This window comes from Campylobacter concisus, from assembly GCF_003048535.1.
Taxonomy (GTDB): domain Bacteria; phylum Campylobacterota; class Campylobacteria; order Campylobacterales; family Campylobacteraceae; genus Campylobacter_A; species Campylobacter_A concisus_S.
Map to the genome: position 1 here is coordinate 98,703 of NZ_PIRQ01000001.1, position 17,096 is coordinate 115,798.

A 17,096-nucleotide genomic window follows, 5' to 3' on the forward strand; every position below is an offset into this window, starting at 1 on the left:
ATTTATACTACTCATCACTTTTTGTCTCATTTTCATTTTCGCTTATAAATGCATTTGGCGTCTTTTTGATTAAGCTATCAGCATTTTTAGGAAGTGCTCCGTATCCTTCAAACTCGCTTTGATCTTTTAAAAATTTATCCTTTGTCAAAAACTCATCTTTTGTGCCAAATATAATCCTGCTCTCGCTTGCGACTTCGTACTCTTGTCCGCAAACTATCGCAAGCTCAGGACAAACATCAGCGCAAAATCCACAATACACGCATCTACTTAAATTTATCGAGTAGCTTGCGACCTTTTTGCGCCCATCTTCGCCAAGTGAAGTTTTCATCGAAATGCAGTTGCTAACGCAAATTTTCTCACATAACCCACATCCAATGCAACGTTCATTTTCACTTTCAACAAATTTCAAAAGCTTGTGAATACCTCTATATCTAGCATTTAGCTCCATCTTTTGCATAGGATATTTTAAAGTATGCGACTTGCTAAAGAGCATCTGCTTTATCGTGACTTTTAGTCCGATCAAAAGATCAGGCTTAAATGTGATAGCGATGAAGTGCTTAAATTTATCAAACGTGCTCTTTGGCTTTAACTTTTCATCTATTAAAATATATTTTTTCTCACTCATTTTTCGCCTTAGATTAGTAGCATAAAGCCAGTGATTACGATATTTAAAATTCCAAGCGGAAGTAAAATTTTCCAGCAAAATGCACTTAACTGATCAACTCTTAAATGTGCCCATGAAGCCCTTACCCAAAGAAAAAAGAAAAAGACAATGCTTGATTTTAAGATGATCATTAAAGCACCTGGGATAAATAAAAATTCGTTAAATCCACCTAAAAATAAAATCGTAATGATGATGCTAGCAGCGATCATATTTGTGTATTCGCCGATGAAAAACATCGCCCATCTCATGCCGCTATACTCGGTGCCATAGCCTGCCACTATCTCTGTTTCGTTCTCTGTTAAGCAAAATGGCGTTCTATTGCACTCCACAAAGCTTGCTATTAAAAAGAGCAAAAAGGCAAGTGGCTGCTTGAATATAAGCCAACCAAAAATTCCTTTTTGATAGTTGTTTATATCCACAAGTGAGAGTGAGCTAGTTACCATTACGACGCTTAAAAGAGCCATGCCAGCGACTATTTCGAAACTAAGAAGTGAGACTACTGCGCGAGCCGCGCTAATTAGTGCAAATTTATTATAGCTAGCAAGACCTGCTGCAAGTGGAGAGAAGACGCAAACTGAAGCAACGCCAGCGATGTATAAAATACCAACATTTATATCTGAGAGAATCGGACGTAATGTATGTCCAAAAATTTCAAACTCAGGCAAAAATGGCACAGGTGCAAGCGCTGCAAACGCGGCAATGGCTGATATTAGTGGAGCTATTAAAAAGATAAATTTATTCGTATTTGCTGGTACGATATCCTCTTTTGTAAAGAGTTTTATCATGTCAGCTACTATCTGTAAAATCCCAGCTGGCCCTACCATATCAGGTCCAACGCGGCGCTGCATGTAGGCTAATACCTTTCTCTCAGCATAAGTCGCAAGCCCTGCAAGGCTTGCCATGACGGCTAAGATGACCATAGCTTTAATGATAGTGCTTAGCACAAAAAATAGTGTTTCACTCATCTTTTGCCTTTATGATTTTAACTGGGGCGTAGCTTTTGCCATTAAATATAACGCCCACATCAAGTTTGTCGTCATAATCGCCTAAATACGCAGCAACTCCGCCAAGCTCGCTATCAAGCTCCACGCAAATGGCAAGCTTGTGCCCATCTTTTTCTAAAATAATCGCTTCATTTTGTAAAATTTCAAATTTATCCATAAAATCGCTACTTGCATAAAGCTTCGCTCTTTTAGCTGTTTGAGTGGCATAGTTTGCAAAAAATGATGGCAAATTTATAGGATTTGCAAGACCTATAAGTGCTTCGTCGTCTTTTAAATTTATACTCTTGCTATCTTTTAAAAGTGGCTCTATATCATCATTTGGTGTAAAATTTGAAATTTCAAGCTTGTAGCCTCTGTGACTTGTTCCGTCGTTTGCGTAAAAATTTTCTAAATCATCAAATTTAATGCCTCTATAACCCTTTTCTTTTGGTAAAAGTGGCGTGTAATCAATCGTATTTTTAGCCATTAGTCCAAGTGCATTTGCAATATCGTTTAGAAAATAACCTTTGTGCGGTATCGCTACATTTGTTGGCACTAAGGCGTTATTTATGCTTGTAAATGTACCTTCTTGCTGATTTAGTGCGCTAGCATCGATATCGCCTTCAAAGATGCTAAATTTATAATCACCATTTTCGTTATAGCCAAGCGTCTTGCCAGGCTTTTTTTCGCTTGTAAGAGTGCAAATTTTAGCAACGCCAAGTGAGTTTGTGCGTGGCGGTATTAGCATCACACGAAACGGCGTAGCTCTTGCGATCACTCCAGTAAGTGCTGCTAGTAAATCTGCATTTTCGTCCGTATAAAAATCGCTTCCTAAAATGAGCGTAAAATTGTTTTTGCCATCACTTAAGGCCGGTACATCTAAGCCAAAATTTTCATCAAAATTTTCAAGTTTTGATGTAAGTGCGCTAGGTAAATTTTCACCCCAGTTTTTAAGTATAAAAAGTAAAATTTGCTCTAATTTTCCAGCTTCATGTGCTACATAGATAAAATTTTTAGAATATTTTTTAACGATCTCATCGGCTATGTGATGAAAGTAAATTCCAGCTGCTTTGTTCATTTTTAAAGCGTTATTTAACTTAAAGCTTGTCACTGGACTCTCATGCCTTAAGAAACTGCCAGCACTGATGATAAAATCGCTTTTTTTAATATCTTCATAGTCTGCATTATATGAGCTAAGCCCACTAAATTCGCTAAATTTATTTAAAAATTTTTGATAATTTAGCGCCTCATTATTTATTAAATTTAGATCAAATTTCTCTCTTAAACGCTCTAAAATAAGGGCCTCTTCGTTCGTGATAAAGCTATTAAATTTTATATTTTTGATCGCGCCATTTTTAATATTTAAAACAATCTCTTCAAATTTTTCTTCATTTTTACAGGCAAGCTCGTTGTGAAAGTCATAACCAAACCTAGCTGCTCCACTTATCTCGCCAAATGTAAAATCATTGCTGATGCGGTAAATTTGCTTACTTCTGTCACTAGTGCTCTTTTCTTTTACATCATAGTAAATTAGCTCGCAGTCGCTTTGATGTGGATTTGCTGCTGGGATAGGGTTTAGCTCCCAGATATTTGTGCTATATTGAAAATGCGAACTAATGAGTGCTCCAGTAGGACAAATGCTGATACACTCGCCACAAAATGAGCAGTCTAAACTCTCGCCCACGCTTGGACCTATTAAGCTTTTTTGCATCTTGCTAAAAACAGCATAGGCATCTTTTGGCATACTCTCTTTTAGCTCTTTTGGCACCTCAACGCCCCTTGGTACGGTCTTTAGCGCACTCTCTCCGATCCTATCTTTACAAACAGTGACACATCTTTCGCAGACTATGCAAAGAGCTGGATCGTAGTTGATTAGCCCCCATTCTTTATGTGGTTTGTGCGTATCGGCGATGGCGAATTTTTGCTCATTTACCTTTAGATGCGTGGTTAAATTTTGTAGTTCACATTCGCCGCTTTTGTCACAAACGCCACATTGAATCGGATGATTTACGCAATAAGTCTGCATGATCGCATTTCGCTCGGCAGCGATTTCTGGCGTGTTTGTATAAATTTGCATATCCTCTTTTGCTTTGGCATTGCAGCTATAAACTACTTTGCCATTTGCCTCGACCATGCAAAGCCTACAAGCAAGAGTTGGTGAGCAGCTACTAAGATAGCAAAGAGCTGGGATATAAATTCCATTTGCCCTTGCGATATTTAAGATGCTCTCGCCCTCATCTGCTTCTAAAATTTGATCATTTATGCTTATTTTCATTTACTAACTACTACTTGCTTAAATGCGTATCCATCAAACTCTTTTGCGCCAAATATCGCAACTGTGCCTTTTAACGAATGATCTAGTTTAAATTTTGCCTTCACACTAAAATCTTTTGCTTTAAGATCTAGCATATCGCCATCTTTTGCCTTTGCTACGATGCCAAACTGCACGCCGCCCACGATCTCATCGCTTGCGTTTTTGTTTAGATAAACGACCGCTCCGTCAAAATTTTCAAGCTCTTTTAGCTCGTCTATTTTGTGATAATCATTAAATTCTTTCCTGTAACCACCAGCCAAAACGACATTTTTGCCTAAAATTTCAAGTAGCCAAAAGATTGCGTCTTTATCTGGATGAGTAAAAAATGAATCATCAACAATGATGTTTTTAACGTCCTTTATCCACTCGCCTAGCTCTTCAAATTCCTCTTCACCAACATTGCACTCGCCACTTATCAGCCCATCATCAAGCTCGCTAAAAAACTCATCGCAAGATAAATTTGCGTATTTGCAAAGAAGAGCCAAGACGTAGCTTATTGAGCCTATTTCGCAGCGGATTAAATTTTCGCCGCCAAGCTCGCTATCTTCGATGCAAGAAATGTATTTAAACTCGTGCTCTTTTATCTTTTTTGCTAAATTTTTATCACTCAAGCTTAGTAAATTTGCAATGCTTAAGCTTTTACCTGCTATTAAATCATTAAATTTCATATCTTGCCCTTTTTTATGGTTAATACCCAATCAACTTGGTTAAATTTAAGCGAGTTCATCACTTCGCAGTTTAGATTATAGGCTAAATTTACAGCCTTTGTCACACCACTAAAATCGCCTATCTCAAATAAAAATATAATCACTTCATTAGGCTCGCTAGCCTTTATCTGCTGTCCAAGAGCGCTCAAAAACTCACTCTTTAAGTGTCTAAGATCGACCCTTCTCATCTATCGACCTCGCCTAAGATGATATTTGTGCTACCAATTATCGTAGCGACATCAGCGACGTACTGACCTACCAATAAATCTTCATAAATAGCGCAGTGCCAAAAGCTTGGCGTGCGAATTTTTAGGCGATATGGGCTTGCGCTACCGTCTGAGTTTATATAAATTCCAAGCTCGCCCTTTGGCGACTCGCTAGCAAAGTAAATTTCGCCCTTTGGAGGTTTTAGTCCCTGAGTTATTAGCACAAAATGTTGCATTAGTGAGTAGTTTTGGCTCATTATCTGCTCTTTTGAAGCGCTCACGTAATCTGGCGCATCAGCGATGATAGCGGGGCTACTTGTTTGATACTTGCTAACACACTGCTTTAAAATTTTCGCACACTCACGCATCTCTTTCATGTAAAGCAGATATCTTGCGTAGCAGTCGCCGTGTGTCGCATAAGGCACGTCAAAGTCTAGCTCGTCGTAGATGAGATAAGGCTCTTCTTTTCTTATATCGCGCGCTACACCACTTGCTCTTAGCATGACGCCAGAGCAGCCGCTACTAAGGGCTAGTTCTTTGCTAATTACGCCCACATCTATAAGCCTTGCTTGCCAAATTCTATTTTCACTTAGTAGATCTTCGTAAAGCGTGATGTCGCTTGGAAATTTCTCGCAAAATTTAAGCAACTCCTCGCACCAGCCATCAGGCAGATCAAGCGGCACACCACCGATCCTTATGGAGCTATGAGTTAGCCTTGCGCCGCAGTATTTTTCTATGAGATCAAGGACATATTCGCGCTCTCTAAATGCGTATAAAAAGACGCTCATTGCCCCCACATCAAGGGCGTGCGTAGCTAAAAATAAAAGATGCGAGCTGATGCGGTTTAGCTCTAAAAGTATCACTCTAATAATCTGCGCACGGCGAGGCACTTCGATACCGCAAAGCTTCTCTACAGCCGCACAAAACGCGTAGTTATTAGCACTTGATGCGATGTAATCGACCCTGTCAGTTACTGGGATAAATTCCTGATAGGTCATATTTTCAGCCATTTTTTCAACGCCTCGGTGCATGAAGCCAACCTCTGGTATGGCACGCACGACCTTTTCGCCATCAAGCTCAAGCACAAGCTTTAACTGACCATGAGCACTTGGGTGCTGTGGGCCAAAATTTAGTATCATCTTGCCATCATTTTGCTCAAATTCTAAATTTTCAAAAAATGGTTTTAAGCGGTTTGGTGCCTGGCTCAAGGTCTTTCCTTTACTATTTGGCTCTCGTTAAATTTGGCCTTTTTGACAAATTTTACGCCACCATCTTCTTGATACTCGTACTCTTCGTCAAATACTCTTGAAAATCCAAAGGTATCTTTCTCTTCAATATAAGCTGGATCGCGGTTCTCTTCGCCAATTTGCTCTCTAAATTCACGCCCAAAAATTTTATCCACCTCGTACCATTTGGCAGCCTCGTCACCAGTTAGCGGATAGCTCTTTAAGAGCGGGTGTGAGTGCCAGTCATCAGGCATTATAAGACGCTTTAAATTTGGATGATCTTTGATGAGAACGCCGCTTAGATCATACATCTCACGCTCAGCCCAGTTTGCGCTTTTATAAAGCTCGCAGACGCTTTTTAGCATTTCATCCTTTTTTACAAAGCATTTTACACGAGTGCGTCTATTTTTACTAACGCTAAGAAGCTGATAAAAGACCTCATATCCGCCTTTTGCACTTATAAAATCAAGTGCTGCAAGCTCGCTAAGTTGTTCGTAGCCAAAGCTTTTTAGTGTCTCAAGCGCTTTAAAATTTTCACTAGAATTTACATAAATTACAAGCTGATCAAACTCCACGTAGCTAGATAAAATTTCTACTCCGCTTTGCTCTAAGATGGCTAGCTCCTCATCAAATTTAGAACCTCTTGCCTCATCTTTTGGCGTCTGCTTTTCTATGTAAAATTTCTCTTTGTAATACTGCTTTTTTTGTAGATCATTATTTGGCTTATACTCTCTCATATATCTAGCTTTCTTGGCTTTTGCGCCCTAAATGCACTTTGCTTTCTTATCTTTTTTTGAAGCATCATAAGTGCATACTGAAGTGTCTCTGGGCGAGGAGCACAGCCTGGGATGTAGATATCAACTGGTATTATTCTATCCACACCTTGAACGGTAGAGTAGGTATTAAACATGCCGCCAGTATTTGCGCAGCTACCCATTGAGATGACCCATTTTGGCTCAGGCATCTGATCATAAAGACGCCTTGTAAACTCAGCGTGTTTTTTAGTTAGCGTGCCAGCTATAATCATCACCTCTGAGTGTCTTGGGCTAGCCCTAAAAATGGTGCCAAATCTATCAAAGTCATATCTGCTAGCGCCACTTGCCATCATCTCGATCGCACAGCAAGCAAGTCCATAACTAAGCGCCCAAAGCGAGTTGCTCCTGCCCCATTGAACGAGCTTATCAACGGTTGTTAAAACTACTGGCAAGCCACCATTTGCAGCGTAGTTTATCTGATGCTTTGCCATTTAAAGACTCCTTTTTGCCAAGCATAAGCAAAGCCGATAAGTAAAATCGCCACAAAAAGCAACATTTCAATTAGTCCAAAAATTCCAAGTAGCCTAAAATCCACCGCCCACGGATACATAAAAATGACCTCAACATCAAACAAAATAAATAAAATTCCATAAAAAAAGTAGTGGATATTTATCTTATTTGGCTGTTTTACGGTGGTTGGACCACACTCATAAAAGCCAAGTTTTAGACGCTCGGTATTGCGGTTGGCTAGTTTTTTGCTTATTTTTGAAGATAAGAATGTTATTAAACAAAATGAACAAGTCGCTAGTAAAAGTATGATAAATGCGCCAAAATAGGTGCTTTCAAGCTCTGAATGTGACATACTTTGCCTTTTTTAATTTTTAAGATTCTACTAAATTTAAATTTATTTGAGCTTGAAACGGCTTAAGAGTAGGGTGAGTATTGTGCTTTTGTGTAAAAATTACTCCTATTTTATCTTCTCAACTGCATCCTTTGCAGCACTTATTCGCTCGCTCTCGTCTAGCTCACGCACAAAGCCATCTTTTACCAAGATGATCCTAGTTGCTACATCAAAATAGCTATCATCGTGGCTAACAGCGATTATGCTGATGCCCTTACTTTGTAAAAATGGCAAAATTTCTTTATAAAATTTTCGCTTAAAGAGCGGATCTTGATCGGCTGCCCACTCATCTAGGATAAGGATAGAGCGGTGCTCTAAAATAGCTATTAAAAGACTTAGACGCTTTCGCTGACCGGTTGAGAGTTGCGTGGTGCTAAGCTTATTATCTATGACACTTACTTTTTTGTCGATCTCAAGCAAGGCTAAAAGCTCGTCTATTTCGTTTTGGCTAGCAAAGCCATTATGAGAAAGCGTTTGCGAAAATAGATAAAAATCAGCAAAAATAGCGCTAATCTTTGCCTGATAGCTTTGTAAATTTGCTTCATCTATCTTTGTGCTATCAAGATAAATTTCGCCACTACTTGGACGCATTAGTCCACAAAGTAAATTTATAAGTGTGCTTTTGCCACTACCATTTTTACCGATGATAAATGTTATCTCACCGCGTTTGATCTCTAAATTTACGTCTTTTAGGCTAAATTTGCTGTGAGTGTAGTTGAAATTTATATCTTTTATTTTTATGCTTTGCCAATTATCGCTTAGGCTATCGTCAAATTTAAATCCTTCCTTAAATTTATTTAGATTTAAGCTCATGATCTTTTCTAAACTTACTTTTGCGCTAAGTGCGGCTGGTATGGAGCCAACCATACTCATAAAAGAGCCTCTTAAAAATAGTATCGTTAGGCTGATGCTTAGTGCTGTTTGCAGGCTCGCCCAGTCAAATGCCACGCATAAAAATACACAAAGTCCAACTGAGCCAAGAAGCATAATGTTTGTAAAATTATCACTTAATGCGTGATAAATATCGGCCTTTACCATATTTTGACGTTTTTTATCGCCTGTAAAATTTAACTCATCAAAGCAGACACTTGCCCTTGTTCTATTTAAACTAAGCTCTCTATGTCCCTCTACGATATCGTTGTAGTGCTTTTGTAATGCGTCATCTTGAACTCTAGAATACTTAAAATAAAGATGAATTTTTTTCATAAAAAGCGTATTTATAAAAAGAGTCACACCGATCCAAATGGATAAAAAGATAAAAATTTTTGGAGCGATTATACAAAGATAGATGCTAGCGCAGACGATAAAAACTAGGCTTTGTATAAAGCCAGTAGCGCTCATAAAGGCAAATGTGATCGTTTTTATGTCATTATTTAGGCTAGCTATGATCTTTGCCTTACCGATCTCGTTTATCACGCTATTTGGCGTATCTAAAATTTGCTTTACACTTTGATATCTTAGCTCGTAGATAAATTTATGTCCAAAATTTGTAAGCGATATATTTGCTACGATGGCGCTTATAAAAAATAAAAGTAAGACTGCTATAAATTTAATTGCAAGAATCGGGTCAAATTTTTTTAAGCTTACAAGCTCATTATTTATAAATGAAAGGGTCCAGACGCCAAGCCCGCTAAATACGAGCGTTAATAACACTATTTTAGAAATTTGGTAGATATTTTTTTTGATTAAATTTGCAAGCATTACATCGCAGCTCGCGGCTGAATGATATTTGGCTCATACCTTTGTTCAGTATTTTCGCTCATTATGCGAAGTACCTTGCTTCGTTTTATCTTAGCGTCATCTTTAAATATCGCACGAACTTTGTCCATGCCAGCATAAAAATCACGCATAAGCACGATGCAGATATATTTGCCAAAAAATGTCGGCTTAATAATGCCATTTTCTTCGTATATCGCATTTACAAGCTTAAGTAAGCTAAGCTCCATAAATAAGGCCTTGTTAATGTTTGTGTTATTTTCATCGTTATATCTTTTAATATCAACTCCGCCATCAAAAAGCCTTGTTAAAAACGTGTATTTAAGTCTCTCTTTCTTGCTAAAACCACATTTTGCGATAACTGGGCTTTGTCTATTTTTTATCCTTTTGCCGTATTCAAGTAGATTAAACGCGTTTATTACAAGCTCGCCATTAAGAAAACTAAATGCTCCGCTACCAACGCCAAGATACTCTAAATTTGAGCCAACATATTCGTCGCGAAGGTCAGCACTTTTTTCGTTTGAAAATGCCCAAGCATTGCTTTGTTTGTAGTCGCTTTTGCTAAATTCTTCAGTGATTATCTCATAGAATTCACGCTCGTTATCTACATTTGAAACACCAAGTGAGCGAGCTATATTCTCTCTTGTTAGCTCTGATTTCATAAGTGGATAGAAGGTGATCTGCTGCGGAGAGATCGATTTTGCAGTATTTATGTCGTTTATAAGCTGCTCTTTTGTTTGATTTGGGAGGTTAAAGATGAGATCCAGGCTAATGACCGGGATCTTACCAAGAGCGAGCTCAAGCTTTCTTTTTATCTCCTTGGCTGAGCCAAATTTTTCGTATCTGCCAACTCTTTTTAACGTTTCATCATCAAAGCTTTGTACACCCACGCTTAGTCGATCAATTAATCCATCAAATCTGGCTAAACTCTCGGGTGAGATGTGATTTGGATCGCTTTCTGCTGAAATTTCATCTATACTAAAAAGCTCTTTTGCAAGCTTAAGTGTTTTCTCAAGCTCAGGCTCATTTATAAGCGTTGTGCCACCACCAACATAAAGTGAATCAAAGTCAAATCCAGCCTCTTTAACCTGTTTCATCTCTTCACGTAAATTTTCAAAGTAAATTTTTGCAAGCTCTTGCTCATAGTGGTACTTATGAAACGAGCAATATGGACAGAATGTGTGACAAAATGGTACATGTGCGTAGAGCATATACTTTTTGTCTTTTTTGGGAGTTTTGGTGTAGGTTGTGGTTAAAATGTCTATATTAAATTCATTATATAGCGATCTTTGAATAGAATTATGAGCGTAATTTACGGCAAAATTTTCGACAATATTTTTAAAGATCATAACTAATCGCCTTAAATAAGTTTGGTTTTAAATTGATGTGTTAGGATAGCTAACTTTTAATAAATTTAGCCTTGTGCTAAAGAAAATTTTGGCTTAGCCAGATAAATTTGGCCTATAAATTTTTAATTTTTTGAATCCGCAAATTTCACATATATATTAAATTTTTCTCCCAAAGCTTAAGGATTTTACTCATTGGCTCTTGAGATGATCTTGCTCGAGTCAAGCTCAAATTTCTCTCCGTCTTTTGTTTCTAAATAATAAAATTTACCAAGAGTTGAAATAGCTTTTATATTGTGAAGCCAAATAGTATCACCATGCTGTTCTGTGTAAGTTATGTGTTCTTTTTCCTTCATCTTAACAGTAATACCTCCTTTTTGAATCGCCTTTTTATATATTGTATTCTCATATATGTCACAATATAACATATTGTTTCGATATATTATATTTGAAGCTTTTTCTAAGTCTTTAAGTTCTTTATCCTGATAAAAGAAACTTAGATATCTCGGTGAAATACTCAGGTTTAAATAATTATTGTTATCCTTGATGCTTAGAGTGTTATTGGTATATGAAAGAGCTGTACTATTTTCAAATTGAGATATTTTACTAATATCATAAATTTTCTCCGGCAAAGCCCCCGCTGAACTTTTTTCAATTATTAGATACTTATAATTAACATTACTTATTTCAAGCCAACTTGCTACTTGACTTGTAAATAACATAGGAGAATAAAATATTCCTGCAGTTAATATAGCCAATAGTAGCCACTTAAAATCACCGTTATTATATATTTTTCTTATTCCATAGAAATACAAGCAGCAATAAACAATAAGTACTATTACTGCGATAATCGCAAAAACATAAATTTTTTCATAATAAAAATAGCCAGGGATACAAAGTAATATTACCATCTGTACTATAAATAGTCCACGTGATATTAAATGGTGCGAATATGAAATAATAGGTATGACCAAAAGTAAAAAAATAACTGACGATACAGAAAATAGTATCATGCCAACATAAATTATTTCAGATCCACTTAAAGTAGGAAAATACCTTAATTCAACTCCAAAATATTTAAAATACAAAATCATACTAAACAAACTAATACCAGACAGTATCAGCGGTTGGAATTTTAAAAAAGTGTTTAAATGATCTTTAATGCTTTTTTGTTCAAAAGAATTTGTCAAGTAGTATTTAAAATGCTTGTTGAAAAATAATTCATTTTTTATTTTGATAGCTTCATTGTTTAACAACTCTTCTTTCTTTTTTTTAATAAACTTATCACTAAACTTTTCTTTTACTATTCCTTTGTTAAATAATTCTTTTTTAATTTCATCAGTTATTGATATTTCTTCATCTTTTTTTATGTTACTTAATGCTTCTAATATCTTTGCTTGTGGTGAGCCTTTACAATCACAATTACAGAAAGTATCCTCCAAAATGTCTTTAATCTTATTTAAGGTATTTTTATTATAACAAAGTGGATAAGAAAAAAGATTTTCAAGTTTATTACATAATTCTTTTTTTATGTTAGGTATATTTTCATCTAATAATTTATCTGATTCTAATATTTTCTTTTTGTCTTCAGAATTTATTTCATGAATAACATTTATCTTATTATTTTTAATTTCTAAGATTTTTAAACTTATCTGATATCCTATATCTTTTAATTCTTTAGTAAAATCGTTAGAATCTTTTTCACCTAACTTCAAATATAGTTTTTTTTCTTTGTTTAGAAGTGCTACTAATTGATTGTATTTATCTAGTTCTTTAAAGTTTTTTCTTAAAAAATCTATAAATTCGTCTATTCTGCTAATATTTTTATCTTTTTCATCTAAAATCTTTTTATAGTTCAAATTTTACCTACTCTATTTAAATTTACAAATTTAACTAGCTAAGCACCTTTACGATTTGCTCCCAACCCATTTGCTTGGCAAATTCAGCAGCCGTTTTGCCACTTTTTGTGCGAGCATTTTTATCAGCGCCGTTTTCTAGCAAAAGATTTACAAGATTTAAATTTCCAGCGATCGCCTCGTGGTGAAGCTGCGTATAGCCAAATTCATCGGCATCTGTGACCATACTTGGATGCTCTTTTATGTACTGCTCCACCTGTTCATGCGTATTTTTGCTCATTGGATGCTCTATCAAATTTTCAGGGTGCTCTTTTTGCTCGAAAACTACCAAAATATCATTAAAATCTCCAAAATCAAGCCCCCACGCTTTATCGTGCTCTTTTAGCTCTTTCTTTTGCATTCGTGAGCGCATCGCCTGCACGCTAAATCCGCCGTATGCACACCCGTCAATGGCAAAGAGCCAGTCGCTCATCTCATCTATCTTCGCGCTTACTTGATCGCCTACTTTTACGTTTTGCACTACATCAGGCTCATTTACAAGCGTGCCATATATCGTTTCGCCGTCAAATTCCACATCGTCTATCCACATGTGTTCACCGACTTCTTCGCCATTTACGACATCTAGGAAGCAAATTTTTACCATCGCATAGTCAAGTGCCGGTACGATCCTGTGGCGTTCCCAGTAAACTTCACGCCAAAAATATCTAAAGCTCTCACGAGCTTGCTCAAATGCACGCTGCATATAGTCTTCGTCGCTACTTACAAAATAGATCGGCATCTGCTTGCCAAGATCGATTTGCTTACCGAGAATTTTCTTAAAAAAGCTCATTTTTTTGTCCTTAGTGAAATAAATTTAATTGCAAATTTGTAAAAATACTGCCGAAGTCAAATACAAAAACCCGCCAAATTTTAAAAAATAAAAACGTAAAATGAATTTAAATATTACGACGAAAAATTAAGCAAGCGCTAGCCATATAGCCTGCAGAGCGAAAATTTTCTAGCCATTTAAAGCCACTCACGATATGATGTATTATTTTAAATTTTTAAAACTGATCGGAAGCTCCAAATTTAACCCCCTCACCAGCTTTATGCACTCCTGCAGATCATCTATGCTTTTGCTTGTCACTCTGATCTCTTCGCCCCTGATCTGCGCGCTCACCTTGATCTTTGAGTCTTTGATCGCTTTTGTGATCTTTTTTGAGTTTTCGCCATCAAGCGTGTCGTTTAGCTTTAGTATCGCCTTTAAATTTCTACCACTTGCTGGCTCTCTTTTTGTCTCTGTGATCGCAACTGGTGGGATGTTGCGCTTGATGAGCTTTGAGATCACGATGTCTTTTAGTGCGTCAATCTTGTTGTCGCTTGAGCTAAGAAGCGTGATAAATTTCTCTTTTTCGTTTAGCTCGACTTCAGCTGCAAGTCCTTTAAAATCATATCTCGCAGCGATCTCTTTTTTTGCTGTCTCAAGAGCATTTTTGACCTCCATCATATCGACCTCGGCACTTATATCAAAACTATGCTCAGTTGCCATTTTTATCCTTTCAAATTTATTTAAATAGCCCTTTGATCTTCTCAAAAAGTGACTTTTTGCCAGTCTCTTCTTGCTTTATCGCCTCGCCAATCTGCTGCACCGCGGTCTGTGCGTAGATGATAGCGCCCTTTGGATCGCAGTTAAAGAGGTTTGAATATGAGTTTGATTTGTTTAGATCAAGTGGATTTGGCTCCATGACCTCTGTGGCCTCAAGTAGGCCTGTTTCTAGCTCGCATGCATAGTTTAGCGCATCTAAAAATGCAGGTAAATTTTGCGCATAAAAGCCATCAATCGCTTCTTTTATCTCGCCATCCGTTTCATAGTCAGCCTTTAGTTTAGCTACGTTTTTAGCACTCACATAAGCACCACAACAGTAGTTTTCGGTGATCTCATTATAAATTTCACCACTAAATTTATCCAAAAACTTGCTTGGTAAAATTTCTCGCCAGTTGCTAATGTAGTTTTTAAATTTCTTATTTTGCTGTACCAAAGAGCTTAGTGCTGTGCCGCGAGTGTAGAAATACTTTCTAAAAAATCCTTGTGTGACGGCGATACAAAAGCCGTGAGTTTTGTTAAAAATTTCATCGTCTTTATACTGCAACGCAGCACTTAGCGTATCTTTGTACTTTTGGGCGTAAAATTCCTCTACGCCGGCCTTTGTTGCAAGTGCTAAAACCTCGTCAAATTTACCAGCCCTTGCAAGCTCAAGTGCCTCAAAATACCACTTTGAAATTTCATCTTCGCTAATGGCGTGATAGCTTATATCATAGCCCATTATCTGCTCTCCTTTATGAAATTTTCGATGTTTGTGACAATCTTTGCGATGAGTGTCTTTCTAGCTTCCAAACTACCCCATGCTACGTGCGGCGTGATGAGTAGATTTGACTTCTTTTTTACATTTAAAAATGGGCTATTTTCACTCATCGGCTCACGCTCCAAAACGTCCGTACCAAAGCGTAATTTTCTCTCATCTATCGCCCTTGCCATAGCCGCTTCATCCACTATGCCGCCACGTCCTAAATTTAGTACTATCGCCTCATCTTTTAGCAAATTTATTTCATTTGCGCCTAGTAAATTTCTAGTCTTTTCATTTAGCGGTGCGTGTATGCTGATGATGTCACTGCTTCTTAGTAGCTCGTCTAAGCCTTTTTGCTTAAATTCGCTATTTTTATTTGCTCCGCTTGTCGAGTAGTAGCTCACGTTTGCGCCAAATGCACGTGCCACTGCCGCCACGCTACGTCCTATCTCGCCAAGGCCGATGATGCCAAATTCTTTGCCAGCGATCTCGCTGATAGCTGCACCAAGATAGGTGAAAATTTCACTCTTCACCCACTCACCATTTTTTACGTACTCATCATAAAATTTTATGTGATTTGTCAGCTCAAAAAGCATCGCAAATGTGTGCTGCACGACGCTTGCTGTTGAGTAGCCAGCTACGTTTTTAACAGCTATGTTTTTAGCTTTTGCGTGCACTAGATCGACATTGTTCATCCCAGTTGCGCTTATGCAGATAAGCTTTAAATTTGTCGCGTCCATTACGGCTTTGTTGATGACGACCTTGTTTGTAATGACGACATCAACGCCTTTTAGACGAGGCACGACCTCTTCGCTTTTTGTTTTTTGGTAGCTGATAAACTCGCCAAATTTCTTAAAAACACTAAGATCAACGTTTTCTCCCAGCGTTGCCGCGTCTAAACAAACGATCTTCATCTTTAGTCCTTAATGAAATGTCCTACAAATTTAGAGTAGTTATCTAAAATTTTGCCGCCCTTTCTATATCCAAGCGCACACGCTTCATAAGCGTAAAATACGCCTGCTTGGTAGTTATCGCCTCTTTCATCTTGATTAAACTCGTAAAATTCTTGATAGATAGCTTTATTTGAGTCGTATTTGCCATCACTGCTTGCTATTTGTGCGCCGTTTTCATCGTGTATCGAGACGTTTGCGCCCTCTCTACCAAATACCGGCTTTTTCACATATTTTTTACCCTTTAGCGGCTCGTTTGAGGTCTCAAGTAAGAGTGGATGATTTGGATAAAGATCCCAAAGAATTTTTAAAATTCCCTTGCTTTGGAAAAGTAACGTGTAGGCTGGGTTTATGATGATGGCTTTTTGATTTTTGATGATATTTGAGAGTATGAGTGCTAGCTCGCCCTCATCGATCGCTATGCTCTCCCAAGGTACGAGTTTAAACCAGTATTCGAAATTTTCATCATTTTTAAAAATGCCCTCGTTATCGTTAAAAACGACCTCGTCAACGTAAGCAAAGTCGGTTTTAAAGCCGGCCTCTTTTGCGATGTATTGCAGCAATTTCACGGTTTGCTCGTCCTCGATACTACCAGCGATAGAGCTAAAGAGTATCCCCCAACCCTCGTAAACATCCTCGAAATTTACATTATCGTTGCCAAGCGTGATAAGGCGTTTAAAATTTTGTTTTAGAGCTTCGTAAAGGTTATTAAATTGCTCTGCTTCGTCCATATGATTTAGCTTTAGCATCGCCCACTGAATGATCGCTGTCTCAAAGACTGCCGTTGGCGTGTCTGCGTTAAATTCGATCAGTTTTATCGGCTTACCATCAAGTCCGCCTGCAAGATCAAATCTGCCATAAAGGTGCCAGTGAACGTCGTTTTCCCAGCTTTTTTTTATACTATCAACGAGATTAAACGGTATGCCTATCTCGTGGAAAAGGTTGTTGTCAATGACGTGTTGAGCGGCATTTACATACATATCGTATAGCTCATTTGCCGCTTCGTAGTAAGCGTCCGCTTCACTTGCTTTTACCTGTACGATCTCATCTGCGATATATGAGCTGTTGTCGTTATCTGTATGCCACGCAAAGCCGATTTTTTCCATAAATTCGTTATTTAACGGAGTGATTTTTCTTAAATTTATCAT

At 37.6% G+C, this 17,096-nt stretch carries 17 protein-coding genes; all 17 read right to left on the reverse strand.

Features of this window, described 5'->3' with window-relative positions; genetic code table 11:
- Positions 1–7: 7 nt before the first annotated feature.
- Complete coding sequence (nuoI, locus tag CVS93_RS00545; RefSeq protein ID WP_087578220.1) at positions 8–625, reverse strand: NADH-quinone oxidoreductase subunit NuoI; 618 nt, start codon at positions 623–625, stop codon at positions 8–10.
- 8 nt (positions 626–633) lie between these two features.
- Positions 634–1,629, reverse strand: a complete 996-nt coding sequence (gene nuoH / locus CVS93_RS00550; RefSeq protein ID WP_107686160.1) for an NADH-quinone oxidoreductase subunit NuoH — start codon at positions 1,627–1,629, stop codon at positions 634–636.
- Positions 1,622–3,922 (reverse strand): NADH-quinone oxidoreductase subunit G, encoded by a 2,301-nt coding sequence (locus CVS93_RS00555; RefSeq protein WP_107686161.1) that lies wholly within the window; start codon positions 3,920–3,922, stop codon positions 1,622–1,624. Before CVS93_RS00555 ends, nuoH begins: the two co-directional genes overlap by 8 nt.
- A complete protein-coding gene (locus CVS93_RS00560) occupies positions 3,919–4,629 on the reverse strand; it encodes a hypothetical protein (protein ID WP_107686162.1) in 711 nt (236 codons plus the stop codon). The genes CVS93_RS00555 and CVS93_RS00560 overlap by 4 nt, the downstream gene beginning before the upstream one ends.
- Positions 4,626–4,856 carry an NADH-ubiquinone oxidoreductase subunit E family protein gene (locus CVS93_RS00565; RefSeq protein WP_103580240.1) on the reverse strand — a complete coding sequence of 77 codons (231 nt, stop codon included), beginning with the start codon at positions 4,854–4,856 and terminating at the stop codon, positions 4,626–4,628. The genes CVS93_RS00560 and CVS93_RS00565 overlap by 4 nt, the downstream gene beginning before the upstream one ends.
- Positions 4,853–6,082, reverse strand: coding sequence for an NADH dehydrogenase (quinone) subunit D (gene nuoD / locus CVS93_RS00570; RefSeq protein ID WP_107686163.1), 1,230 nt, complete (start codon positions 6,080–6,082; stop codon positions 4,853–4,855). Before nuoD ends, CVS93_RS00565 begins: the two co-directional genes overlap by 4 nt.
- Entirely contained in the window at positions 6,079–6,837 is a 759-nt protein-coding gene (locus CVS93_RS00575; protein ID WP_107686164.1) for an NADH-quinone oxidoreductase subunit C, read from the reverse strand. The genes nuoD and CVS93_RS00575 overlap by 4 nt, the downstream gene beginning before the upstream one ends.
- Positions 6,834–7,346, reverse strand: a complete 513-nt coding sequence (locus tag CVS93_RS00580) for a NuoB/complex I 20 kDa subunit family protein (RefSeq protein ID WP_021083979.1) — start codon at positions 7,344–7,346, stop codon at positions 6,834–6,836. Before CVS93_RS00580 ends, CVS93_RS00575 begins: the two co-directional genes overlap by 4 nt.
- The gene (locus tag CVS93_RS00585; RefSeq protein WP_072593995.1) at positions 7,328–7,717 is read right to left on the reverse strand and encodes an NAD(P)H-quinone oxidoreductase subunit 3; all 390 of its coding nucleotides are present in this window, start codon (positions 7,715–7,717) and stop codon (positions 7,328–7,330) included. The genes CVS93_RS00580 and CVS93_RS00585 overlap by 19 nt, the downstream gene beginning before the upstream one ends.
- A gap of 105 nt (positions 7,718–7,822) precedes the next feature.
- Entirely contained in the window at positions 7,823–9,457 is a 1,635-nt protein-coding gene (locus CVS93_RS00590; protein ID WP_107686165.1) for a multidrug ABC transporter permease/ATP-binding protein, read from the reverse strand.
- Positions 9,457–10,821, reverse strand: coding sequence for a coproporphyrinogen III oxidase family protein (locus CVS93_RS00595; protein ID WP_107686166.1), 1,365 nt, complete (start codon positions 10,819–10,821; stop codon positions 9,457–9,459). The genes CVS93_RS00590 and CVS93_RS00595 overlap by 1 nt, the downstream gene beginning before the upstream one ends.
- Before the next feature lie 185 nt (positions 10,822–11,006).
- Complete coding sequence (locus CVS93_RS00600; protein ID WP_107686167.1) at positions 11,007–12,677, reverse strand: hypothetical protein; 1,671 nt, start codon at positions 12,675–12,677, stop codon at positions 11,007–11,009.
- A gap of 34 nt (positions 12,678–12,711) precedes the next feature.
- Positions 12,712–13,503: a DUF2314 domain-containing protein gene (locus tag CVS93_RS00605; RefSeq protein WP_107686168.1), complete on the reverse strand. Its 792-nt coding sequence runs from the start codon at positions 13,501–13,503 to the stop codon at positions 12,712–12,714.
- Between the two features lie 201 nt (positions 13,504–13,704).
- Complete coding sequence (locus CVS93_RS00610; protein ID WP_107686169.1) at positions 13,705–14,202, reverse strand: YajQ family cyclic di-GMP-binding protein; 498 nt, start codon at positions 14,200–14,202, stop codon at positions 13,705–13,707.
- Positions 14,203–14,218: 16 nt separating this feature from the next.
- Positions 14,219–14,977: a hypothetical protein gene (locus tag CVS93_RS00615; RefSeq protein WP_107686170.1), complete on the reverse strand. Its 759-nt coding sequence runs from the start codon at positions 14,975–14,977 to the stop codon at positions 14,219–14,221.
- Positions 14,977–15,912 carry a D-2-hydroxyacid dehydrogenase gene (locus CVS93_RS00620; protein ID WP_107686171.1) on the reverse strand — a complete coding sequence of 312 codons (936 nt, stop codon included), beginning with the start codon at positions 15,910–15,912 and terminating at the stop codon, positions 14,977–14,979. The genes CVS93_RS00615 and CVS93_RS00620 overlap by 1 nt, the downstream gene beginning before the upstream one ends.
- A gap of 2 nt (positions 15,913–15,914) precedes the next feature.
- Positions 15,915–17,096, reverse strand: a complete 1,182-nt coding sequence (locus CVS93_RS00625) for a glutathionylspermidine synthase family protein (protein WP_107686172.1) — start codon at positions 17,094–17,096, stop codon at positions 15,915–15,917.